Source organism: uncultured Pseudoflavonifractor sp. (assembly GCF_944387275.1).
Taxonomy (GTDB): Bacteria; Bacillota; Clostridia; order Oscillospirales; family Oscillospiraceae; genus Pseudoflavonifractor; species Pseudoflavonifractor intestinihominis.
On record NZ_CALXEG010000001.1, the window covers coordinates 132,920 to 143,005 of the forward strand.

Consider the following 10,086-nt stretch of genomic DNA (forward strand, 5'->3'; position numbering starts at 1 on the left):
TCCATAAGGAGGTGCACAAAACATGGCAAAGCTCAGCGCGAACTACGAGGCCGTCTACATTCTGGACGCCGATCTGGGCGAGGAGGCTACCGCCGCCCTCGTGGCCAAGTTCAAGAACCTGGTGGAGTCCAACGGCACTCTGACCGAGGTCGACGAGTGGGGCAAGCGCCGTCTGGCCTATCCCATCAACGACAAGAACGACGGCTACTACGTCCTCATGACCTTTACTTCCGCCCCCAGCTTCCCCCTGGAGCTGGATCGTATCTTCCGCATTACCGACGGCGTTGTCCGCTCCCTGATCGTCTGCAAGGACGAGTAAGGAGGAAGATATGCTTAACCGCATTATTCTCATGGGCCGTCTGACCCGTGATCCCGAGCTGCGGCACACCCAGACGGGGACCCCTGTGGCCTCCTTCTCCCTGGCCGTGGACCGGGACTTCAAGGACAAGCAGACCGGCGAGAAGGCCACCGATTTCATCGACGTCGTGGCCTGGCGGCAGACGGCCGAGTTCGTCTCCCGCTTCTTCACCAAGGGCCGCATGGCCGTGGTGGAGGGCCGGCTGCAGATCCGCGACTGGACCGACAAGGAGGGCGGCAAGCGCCGCTCCGCCGAGGTGGTCGCGGACAATGTCTACTTCGGCGACTCCAAGCGGGACGCTGAGGCCGGCGGCTACTCCGCCCCCGCCTACGGCGCGCCCGGCGGCTATGCGCCGCCTCCCGCCCCCGCCCCGTCCACGGGCTACGCCGCGCCCGCCGGCCCTGCCGGCAATGAGTTCGGCGACCTGGCCGACGACGACGGCGAGCTGCCCTTCTAAAGGGGCAGCCCACACACAACATTCCGGGCCGCATCCGCGTGCCCTATGACATCAAGGGGTCATCGCCCCACGAAACGGAGGTTTTGCTACCATGGCTATGGATAGAGAGCGTCCCCGCGGCCGGAAGCGCCGCAAGGTCTGCACCTTCTGTGTGGACAAGGTCGAGCACATCGATTACAAGGACGCGGTGAAGCTGCGCCGCTTCCTCTCTGAGCGTTCCAAGATCCTGCCCCGCCGTACCACCGGCACCTGTGCCATGCATCAGCGTCAGCTGACCGAGGCCATCAAGCGGGCCCGTCAGATCGCTCTGCTGCCCTACGTGACCGACTAATTCCGTCACACCGGCGGGACGCATTCCGAACGGAATGCGTCCCGCTTTCTTTTTTTCCGCCCCGGTCGTGTTTCCACATTTTCCGTCCCTCCGGTGGAAACCCGCCCCGCTCCGCTCTTGCGGCCTGGGGCCCGGGGCGGTATAATATGGCCTGTCAGATCAACCGAAAGGGAGTTTGTTTCATGGTTACACTTGCGCAGCGCATTGAGGAGCTCCGCACCGCCAAGGGCCTGAGCCGCCCGGCAGCGGCCGCCGCTCTGGGCTTCCCCAAGGGCGCCTTTGAGAAATTTGAGACCGGCCGCCAGACCCCCACCAAGGAGCAGCAGGAGAAGATGGCCAATTACTTCGGTGTGTCCCTGTTCTACCTGCGGGGCGAGAGCAGCGATCCCACCCGCCAGGAGGACTGGATGAGCGGCGCCGTGCCCCAGGACGAGCCGGTCCACGTCCCCACCCCTGCCCCCCGGAAAGCCCAGCCCTCCGCCCAGCCCCAGGGCACGGTGATGGACTCGGTGCTCTCCAGCAAGCAGGTCCAGGACCTGCTCCGCTCCATCGTGCTGGACACCCTCCGGTCCCCCGAGGGCCAGGAGCTCATCGCCAAGGCGGTCCACCGGGAGCTGCTGAAGCAGAAGTAATTCTATAAAACAGGAGCGCCCGCGCATCTGCGCGGGCGCTCCTGTTTGCTTTTTCCTGCGTGGCCCTCAGCCCCGCTTCTTGCCGCCCTTGCCCGGCTTGTGGCGGGGCGGACGGCTGCGGCATCCGCTGCTCCGGTGCTCGCCGCTCCTGCGGGCCGCAGAGCGGGGACCGGGCCGCCGGGGATTCTGGTGGGGCGTCTCGGTGCGCTGGGGCGCGGCCTGGGGCTCCACGCCGTACAGATGGAAGGTGATCTGTCCGCTGCCCGGGTCGGCGGCGGCACACACCACGTCCAGAGCCATGCCGAAGGAGTACACCTTGCCGGTGTGCTCCCCCCGGAGGGCCATGTGCTGGTCGTCCAGGTGGTAGTGGTCCCGGGGCAGGGCCTCGGCAGGGATCAGGCCCTCCACGCCGGAGGGCAGCATGACGAACAGGCCGAACTTGGTCACGCCGGACACGGTGCCCGACAGCTGCTCCCCCACGTGGGAGAGCATATACTCGGCCATATAGAGCTTCTCGATCTCCCGCTCGGCGTTCTGGGCCGCCACCTCCCGCTGGGAGGACTGGTCGGCCGCCCGGGCGGCCACTGCGGCCATCCGCTTCTCCCAGGGCATGGTCCTGCCCACGTTGGCCGGGTCGGCCTCGTCGGCAAGCACCTGGGTGAGCACCCGGTGGACCATCAGGTCGGGGTAACGGCGGATGGGGCTGGTGAAGTGGCAGTAGTACTTGGCCGCCAGGCCGAAGTGGCCCAGGTTCTGCACGTCGTAACGGGCCTTCATCAGGGAGCGGAGCACCATGGTGCTGATGATGGGGGCCTCCGGCTTTCCCTTGACGTCCTCCAGAATCTTCTGGAGGACAAAGCTGTCCGCCTCCTGGAAGGTGTAGCCGAAGGGAGCCAGCATGGTCTTGAGTCCCTCGGCCTTATCCTGAGAGGGCTTCTCATGGACCCGGTAGACCGCGGGCTTGTGCCGGTCAAAGAGGTGCTTGGCCACGCACTCGTTGGCGGCGAGCATAAAGGACTCGATGAGGGCCTCGCTCTCCCCCTGCCTGCGCACTCTGATGTCCACCGGCCTGCCGGTCTCGTCGCAGATGATATAGCTCTCGCTGGTCTCCAGGTCCAGACTGCCCCGCAGCTTGCGGCGCTTCTCCAGCACCTTGGCCAGGACGGCCATATCCTTCAGCATGGGCAGGATGTCGGTGTACCGTGCCTCCAGGGCCGGGTCCTCTCCGGCCAGCAGCTTGTTGCAGTCCTCATAGGTCATCCGCTCGGTGGAGCGGATGACGCTCTTGCAGATATGGTGGTCCTCCTCCTGGCCGTCGGCGGCCAGGGTCATGAAGCAGGAGATGGTCAGCCGGTCCACCCCCGGGTTCAGGGAGCAGATGCCGTTGGACAGCTCCACCGGCAGCATGGGGATGACCTTGTCGGCAAAGTACACCGAGGTGCCCCGCTCCCAGGCCTCCAGGTCCAGCGGGGACTTCTCCTGCACATAGTGGCTCACGTCGGCGATGTGGACCCCCAACACCCACCGGCCCTTGTCGTCCCGCTCCAGGCTCACCGCGTCGTCCAGGTCCTTGGAGGAGGCGCCGTCAATGGTGATGATGATCTTGTCCCGCAGGTCGGCGCGGCCCGCCAGGGCGGACTGCTCCACCTCCCGCGGGGCTTTGGCCGCCGCGTCCAGCACGGCGGGCGGGAACTCCTGGTCGATCTCGTAGTGGTAGAGGATGGCGGCGGTGGAGGACTGCCGGGTGCCCGCAGGGCCGAAGGTCTCCCGCAGGGCGCCCATGGGGGGCGTCTTGGCGGTGCCGTACCCCAGCATCTCCACGGCGGCCTTCTCCCCCACCCGGAGCCCCTTGGTCTTACCGGAGATCTTGATGGGCCCGGGCAGCTTGTCCGAGTCGGGCCTGAGCCACAGCTCCCGGCCCAGCTTCTCCACCGCGCCGGTGACGAACCTGTTGGCCCGCTCCACCACCCGGACCACAGAGGCGGTGCGCCGCCCCTCCTCCCAGGGCGTCTCCGGGTCGGGCGCGGCCTGGATCTTGTCCCCGTCCCAGGCGCCGCCGGTGGCCCTGGGCGGGATGAAATAGTCGTCCTCCCGGCTCTTCCCGTCCTCAGGCACCAGGAAGCCGAAGCCCCGGCTGGTGCCCTGGAACACGCCGGTGATGATCTGTTCCGTTTTATTCTTAGCCATACTTTCTCGCTTTCTCCATTTTCATCTGTTCATCTGTGATCTTCCACAGGTTATAGTATCCCACATTTCCCGCTCTGTCCACCCGAATTTCCGCCAAAAATGCCGCCTTCCCGCTCCGCTTTGTCAAAATAATAACTTTCTGTCCCGGGCGGGCCCATGGTTCGGGCGCCGTTCTATATTCTTTCTAAAAATATAAGTTGTCAGGCCGCATCCTTTGGTGTATAATGACTAATATCTCAGACCGCCCGGCGTCCGGCCGGCCTGGAGCGACCCTAAAAGTAAGGAGTGGAAACAACGTATGAGCTATTCCGCGCAAAACATTCGTAATATCTGCCTGCTGGGGCACGGCGGAAACGGAAAGACCTCCCTGGCAGAGAGTATGCTGTATCTGACCGGCGGCACCGCCCGACTGGGCAAGGTCCCCGATGGCAATACCGTGTGCGACTATGATCCCGAGGAGACCAAGCGCCAGATTTCCATCTCCCTGGCCGTGGCCCCGGTGGAATATGACGGCTGCAAGATCAACGTTCTGGACACCCCCGGTTACTTTGATTTCTCCGGCGAGGTCATCGAGGCCATGCAGGCCGCCGACGCCGCCATCATCGTCTGCTCCGCCAAGGGCGGCATGAGCGTGGGCGCTGAGAAGGCCTGGAAGCTCTGCGAGAGCCGCAAGATGCCCCGTCTGCTCTACATCTCCAAGACCGACGAGGACAACGCCGACTACAACGCCGCCTTCGCCACCCTGCGCGAGCGGTTCGGCAAGAACATCGCCCCCCTGGTGGCCCCCATCTGGGACGCGGACAAGAAGGTCATCGGCATCATCGACGTGCTCCACAAGCGGGCCTTTGAGTTCGTCAAGGGCTCCCGCCAGGAGATCGAGGTGCCCGAGGACAAGAAGCCTGTGCTGGACGAGCTGTACGACGCCCTGAAGGAGTCTGTGGCCGAGACCAGCGAGGAGTTCATGGACAAGTATTTCTCCGGCGAGGACTTCACCTACGCCGAGATGATCCAGGGCCTGCGCCAGGGCGTGAAGGACCTGTCCCTGTTCCCGGTGCTCTGCGGCAGCGCCATGTCCGGCCTGGGCACCCGTATGCTGCTGGACACCATTGTGGAGCTGCTGCCCAACCCCCTGGAGGGCAAGGCCCTTGTGGCCGAGAACGCCGAGGGCGAGCTGGATGAGTTCGTCTCCTCTCCCGGCGCTCTGCCCACCGCCTTTGTGTTCAAGACCACCTCTGACCAGTACGGCAAGTACTCCTATGTCAAGGTGCTCTCTGGCTCCATCAAGCCCGACATGCCCATGGTCAACGCCCGCACCGGCGCCACCGAGAAGCTGGGCCGCCTGTACGTGATGACCGGCAAGAAGGCCGACGAGGTCAAGGAGCTCCAGTGCGGCGACATCGGCGCCATCGGCAAGATGGACAAGCTGAAGACCGGCGACACCCTGTGCGACGCCCGCAAGGTGGTCAAGCTGGAGCCCATCCCCTTCCCCGAGCCCTGCTACTCCGTGGCCATCGCCCCCAAGACCAAGGGCCAGGAGGACAAGGTGGCCGCTGGCCTGACCCGTATGAACGAGGAAGACCTGACCTTCACCTGGGTCAACAACGCCGAGACCCACCAGATGGTGGTCTCCGGCACCGGCGACATGCAGATGGACGTGATCCTCTCCCGGCTGAAGAGCCGCTTCGGCGTGGACGCCACCCTGTCCGAACCCCGCGTGCCCTACCGCGAGAAGATCCGCAAGAAGGTGGAGGTCCAGGGCCGCCACAAGAAGCAGTCCGGCGGCCACGGCCAGTTCGGCGACGTCAAGATCCGCTTCGAGCCCGGCGAGAGCGAGGATCTGGAGTTCTGCGAGGAGGTCTTCGGCGGCGCGGTGCCCAAGAACTACTTCCCCGCCGTGGAGAAGGGCCTGCGCGAGGCCGTGCAGCACGGCGTGCTGGCCGGCTACCCGGTGGTCAACCTGAAGGCCACCCTGTTCGACGGCTCCTATCACCCTGTTGACTCCTCCGAAATGGCCTTCAAGACCGCCGCTCAGCTGGCCTACAAGGCCGGTCTGCCCGAGGCCAACCCCGTCCTGCTGGAGCCCATCGGCGAGCTGAAGGTCACCATTCCCGACAGCTACATGGGCGACATCATCGGCGACCTGAACAAGCGCCGGGGCCGCGTGATGGGCATGAACCCCGACCACGAGGGCAACCAGGTGGTAGAGGCCGAGGTGCCCATGGCCGAGATGAGCCGCTATGCCATCGACCTGCGGTCCATGACCCAGGGCCGCGGCTCCTTCACCTTCCACTTTGTCCGCTATGAGGACGCGCCTCCCGCCGTCCAGGAGAAGGCCATCGCCGCTGCCAAGGCCATGCAGGCCGAGGAGGGCTGATTTCCCTCATGCCTCCACGCTTCGCCGCCGGTGCGGCGTCCCAAGCGTTTTGCCGTCAGGCAAAACCTTGATGCCGGGCGGATTCACTCCGCCCGTGCAGATAAAAGCGGGGGTCCCCAAAAAGCCCCGGCTTTTTGGGGCGGGAAGGCCCTCACCGCCGCCAAGGCCATGCAGGCCGAGGAGGGCTGAACCCACAATCAAAACGGTCCCGGAGCTGTGCTCCGGGACCGTTTTTTGTCGTCTGTTGTGTTAGTCAAAGGCGCCCGCCGTCACCATCCGGCCCAGCTCCGCCAGGTAGATGCGCATCATCTCGTTCTGGTCGGGCATCTCGTCCCAGATGGGTTCCGGCTGCTCCCCTTCGCCGTCCAGCAGCCAATCCGCCAGCTCCTCCAGGGGGCCGCACAGCCGCCGGATGGAGGCGGCGTAGCCCTCTCCGTCTGCGGCCGATATGATCTCCGTCACCTGGAAAGTTCCATCCTCATCGTAACGTCCCCGGAAGGCGGTGGGACTGCCTCCGCCGCCCCATCCATCGCAGCTGCCATCCAGCTGAACGGTGTAGTAAAACCGCTCGTTGACGCTGCACACCAGCACCGTATCCCCGTCCTCCTCATAGCTGTCCCAGATGGTGAAGGAGGGAATCATCACATCGTTGGGACGGGAGCGCACGGGAATCTGCTCCGGGTCGGCATACTGGGCCTGCAGGGCGTCAAAGAGAACCGCTGCATCACCGGTGAGGCCCATCTGCTCCGCCGTGGGCGGGGGCAGGTCGGGCTCGGGGTTGTTCTCCAGACCGCTCCATGTGACGGTGGCCGCCACCTGTTCCCCAAGCTCCGCCTCCTCCGTGGGCCACAGCAGGCGGAGACGCCGCTCCCCATCCAGGGGAATGTACCAGCCGGTGCACACAATCGCATCCGAATCCTCAGAATCAGAGGCCGTCCCATCTTCAATGGGCTTTCCGTCGGCGTCCAGATTCTCTATCCGGACCATCTTACCGCCAAGGACCGCCGCCTCCCTGGGTACTTCATTTTCCGCCAGGAGGGCCAGGGAGCAGCCCTCCATGCCCAGAGCCACCGAGGTGATCCCTCTCTCAATATCGCCGCTGTACTCCTCCGGCACGGCCAGCTGGTAGTCCACCTGCCAGCCCCGTCTGTACAGCCTGCCGCTCACCTGCGACCAGTCCTCGGGCAGCTCCGCTGCGGCGGTCTCCGTGGGCTGGGGGCTGTTATCCGGATTTTCGCTCTGAGCGGGGTGGGATGTGTCCGCCGGTGCTCCAAAGGTACAGGCGGAGGCCATAAGCACCACCGCGGCCAGCACCGCTGCCAGTGCAGCCGTCCTCCGCCGGTCCGGGCGGACCACTCCTGCCTGAAACAGCGCTGTCAGTCGTTCCATGGGCATCTCCTTTCTCCCATTTGCCCGGGCCGTCGGGCCAGCCCGTCCACGCTCTGCGGCTTCATCTCCATCTTCACCATATCCTGCCCCCGCCGGGTTGTCAAGTTTTTCTTCCCTTTCCCCCGCCGCCGGGGTATACTGTGATAAAACCCGACAGAGGAAGTGACTCTGATATGACAGCGATTCGTCTCGCCCGCCCTGAGGATATGGACGCCGTGTGGGCGCTGGTGCAGCGGGCGGTCGCCCACATGCGCTCCCTGGGCAACCCCCAGTGGGGAGAGGACTACCCCACCCGCGCCCATTACGCCGCCGACCAGGCCCGCGGAGAGCTGTATGTGGCAGTGGATGAGGCCGGAACCATCCTGGGGGCGGTGTGCCTCAACCAGGAGCAGGCCCCCGAGTACGCCCCCCTGCCCTGGGCCGTACCCGGCCCGGCCATGGTGCTCCACCGTCTGGCGGTGGACCCGGCCGCCCAGCGCCGGGGCGTGGGCCGGAGCTTCTTTCAGTTTGCAGAGGCCATGGCCCGCCGTCTGGGGCTGCCCGTCTTTCATCTCGACACCTACGCCCGCAATGACCGGATGCAGGCCCTGATCCGCAGCCAGGGCTTCACCCAGGTGGGCCAGGTCCACTTCGACCGGGAGGGCCGCCCCGACGGCTTTCCCTGCTTTGAAAAGGTGCTCTGAGCCGTCCCCTGACGGAGTTCCCTGTGGCCGTCCTTGCTTTTTTGGTGAAAATCACATATAATAAATGAAATCTATTCTCAGGCGTATCCCGCCCAGGAGGTTGCATCTATGAAAAAGCTGCTCATTGTGGTGGACTATCAGAAGGACTTTGTGGACGGCTCCCTGGGCTTTGCCGGCGCGGAGCTGCTGGACGCCCCCATTGCGGCCAAGATCGCCGCCTACCGCGCCGCCGGGGACGACGTGGCCTTCACCTTTGACACCCACACCCCCGATTATCTCTCCACCCAGGAGGGCCGCAAGCTGCCCCTGGCCCACTGCATCCGCGGCAGCGAGGGCTGGGCGCTGTACGGCGCGACGGCCAGGGCCGCCTGTGAGGGCGACCGCCGCTTTGAAAAGCCCACCTTCCCCTCCCTGGCCCTGGGCGAGTGGCTGAAGGGACAGGACTACGGGCAGATCGAGCTGGTGGGGCTGGTGTCCAATATCTGCGTGCTGTCCAATGCCGTCATCGCCAAGGCCGCCCTGCCCGAGGCGGAAATTGTGGTGGACGCCTCCTGTACCGCCTCTGCCGACCCCGTCCTCCATCAGAAGTGTCTGGACGTGCTGGAGGGGCTCCAGGTGACCGTGACCAACCGGACGTAATGCGCTGTGCGCTGAAAGGCTGATCAATCATGAAAAAGAATCCTATGAACTACACCCTGCTGTGCGACTTCTACGAGCTCACCATGGCAAACGGCTATTTCCAGACCGGTATGTCCAGCCAGATCTGCTACTTTGACGTGTTTTTCCGCACCGTGCCCGACGGAGGCGGCTTTGCCATCGCCGCCGGTCTGGAGCAGGTCATCGAGTATATTGAGAACCTGCGCTTTGACGAGGAGGACATCGCATTTCTCCGGAGCAAGAACACCTTCCGCGAGGACTTTCTGTCCTACCTGAGGGACTTCCGGTTCACCGGCGATATCTGGGCCGTGCCCGAGGGCACCCCCATCTTCCCCGGCGAGCCCTTCATGACCGTGCGGGCCCCCGCCATTGAGGCCCAGTTCATCGAGACCTACCTGCTCCTCACGTTGAACCACCAGTCCCTCATCGCCACCAAGGCCAACCGCATCGTCCGGGCTGCCGGCGGGCGTCCGGTGAGCGAGTTCGGCTCCCGCCGGGCCCAGGGCAGCGACGGCGCCGTGCTGGGCGCCCGGGCGGCCTATATCGCCGGCTGCGCGGGCACCGCCTGCACCCTGGCCGACCAGATGTACGGCTCTCCCGCCGGCGGCACCATGGCCCACTCCTGGATCCAGATGTTCCCCGACGAGTACACCGCCTTCAAGACCTACTGCCAGCTCTATCCCCACTCGGCCACCCTGCTGGTGGACACCTACAACGTGCTCAAGTCGGGTGTGCCCAACGCCATCCGGGCCTTCAAGGAGGTGCTGCTGCCCCAGGGCATTACCAAGTGCGCCATCCGGCTGGACAGCGGCGATCTGACCTACCTGTCCCGGAAGGCACGGAAGATGCTGGACGCCGCCGGGCTCACCGAGTGCTCCATCGTGGCCTCCAACTCCCTGGACGAGTATATCATCCGGGACCTGCTGCTCCAGGGGGCCAAGATCGACTCCTTCGGCGTGGGCGAGCGGCTCATCACCTCCAAGAGCGAGCCGGTGTTCGGCGGCGTGTACAAGCTGGC

At 65.0% G+C, this 10,086-nt stretch carries 9 protein-coding genes and 1 pseudogene; 8 read left to right on the forward strand and 2 right to left on the reverse strand.

Features of this window, described 5'->3' with window-relative positions:
* The first annotated feature begins 22 nt into the window (after nt 1–22).
* From rpsF to Q0K23_RS00680, 4 genes are all read left to right on the forward strand, one after another.
* Complete coding sequence (gene rpsF / locus Q0K23_RS00665) at nt 23–319, forward strand: 30S ribosomal protein S6 (protein WP_294516645.1); 297 nt, start codon at nt 23–25, stop codon at nt 317–319.
* 10 nt (nt 320–329) lie between these two features.
* The gene (locus Q0K23_RS00670) at nt 330–815 is read left to right on the forward strand and encodes a single-stranded DNA-binding protein (protein ID WP_294516647.1); all 486 of its coding nucleotides are present in this window, start codon (nt 330–332) and stop codon (nt 813–815) included.
* A gap of 91 nt (nt 816–906) precedes the next feature.
* Nucleotides 907–1,146, forward strand: a complete 240-nt coding sequence (gene rpsR / locus Q0K23_RS00675; RefSeq protein ID WP_006572919.1) for a 30S ribosomal protein S18 — start codon at nt 907–909, stop codon at nt 1,144–1,146.
* A 182-nt stretch (nt 1,147–1,328) separates the two neighbouring features.
* Nucleotides 1,329–1,778, forward strand: coding sequence for a helix-turn-helix domain-containing protein (locus tag Q0K23_RS00680; protein ID WP_294516652.1), 450 nt, complete (start codon nt 1,329–1,331; stop codon nt 1,776–1,778).
* Nucleotides 1,779–1,844: 66 nt separating this feature from the next.
* Here Q0K23_RS00680 and rnr read toward each other — a convergent pair.
* Nucleotides 1,845–3,968: pseudogene (rnr, locus tag Q0K23_RS00685) on the reverse strand (ribonuclease R); the annotation flags it as partial.
* A 295-nt stretch (nt 3,969–4,263) separates the two neighbouring features.
* Between rnr and Q0K23_RS00690 the strand changes: the two are divergent.
* Complete coding sequence (locus Q0K23_RS00690) at nt 4,264–6,339, forward strand: elongation factor G (RefSeq protein WP_294516655.1); 2,076 nt, start codon at nt 4,264–4,266, stop codon at nt 6,337–6,339.
* Between the two features lie 249 nt (nt 6,340–6,588).
* On the opposite strand, the gene Q0K23_RS00695 is transcribed toward Q0K23_RS00690, so the two are convergent.
* Nucleotides 6,589–7,728, reverse strand: a complete 1,140-nt coding sequence (locus Q0K23_RS00695; protein ID WP_294516657.1) for a hypothetical protein — start codon at nt 7,726–7,728, stop codon at nt 6,589–6,591.
* A gap of 173 nt (nt 7,729–7,901) precedes the next feature.
* On the opposite strand from Q0K23_RS00695, the gene Q0K23_RS00700 reads away from it, so the two are divergent.
* The 3 genes from Q0K23_RS00700 to Q0K23_RS00710 all read left to right on the forward strand — a co-directional run.
* Nucleotides 7,902–8,411, forward strand: a complete 510-nt coding sequence (locus Q0K23_RS00700) for a GNAT family N-acetyltransferase (protein WP_294516659.1) — start codon at nt 7,902–7,904, stop codon at nt 8,409–8,411.
* 108 nt (nt 8,412–8,519) lie between these two features.
* The gene (locus Q0K23_RS00705) at nt 8,520–9,050 is read left to right on the forward strand and encodes a cysteine hydrolase family protein (protein ID WP_294516661.1); all 531 of its coding nucleotides are present in this window, start codon (nt 8,520–8,522) and stop codon (nt 9,048–9,050) included.
* Between the two features lie 29 nt (nt 9,051–9,079).
* Nucleotides 9,080–10,086: nicotinate phosphoribosyltransferase (locus tag Q0K23_RS00710; RefSeq protein WP_294516663.1), on the forward strand; the 1,007-nt coding region annotated here is incomplete at its 3' end.

What these genes read in the sequence shown, in the direction of transcription:
- Q0K23_RS00700 (WP_294516659.1), top strand. Translation starts at nt 7,902, where the DNA reads ATGACAGCGATTCGTCTCGCCCGCCCTGAGGATATGGACGCCGTGTGG.
- rpsF (WP_294516645.1), top strand. Translation starts at nt 23, where the DNA reads ATGGCAAAGCTCAGCGCGAACTACGAGGCCGTCTACATTCTGGACGCC.
- Q0K23_RS00670 (WP_294516647.1), top strand. Translation starts at nt 330, where the DNA reads ATGCTTAACCGCATTATTCTCATGGGCCGTCTGACCCGTGATCCCGAG.
- Q0K23_RS00695 (WP_294516657.1), bottom strand. Translation starts at nt 7,728, where the DNA reads ATGGAACGACTGACAGCGCTGTTTCAGGCAGGAGTGGTCCGCCCGGAC.
- rpsR (WP_006572919.1), top strand. Translation starts at nt 907, where the DNA reads ATGGCTATGGATAGAGAGCGTCCCCGCGGCCGGAAGCGCCGCAAGGTC.
- Q0K23_RS00680 (WP_294516652.1), top strand. Translation starts at nt 1,329, where the DNA reads ATGGTTACACTTGCGCAGCGCATTGAGGAGCTCCGCACCGCCAAGGGC.
- Q0K23_RS00690 (WP_294516655.1), top strand. Translation starts at nt 4,264, where the DNA reads ATGAGCTATTCCGCGCAAAACATTCGTAATATCTGCCTGCTGGGGCAC.
- Q0K23_RS00705 (WP_294516661.1), top strand. Translation starts at nt 8,520, where the DNA reads ATGAAAAAGCTGCTCATTGTGGTGGACTATCAGAAGGACTTTGTGGAC.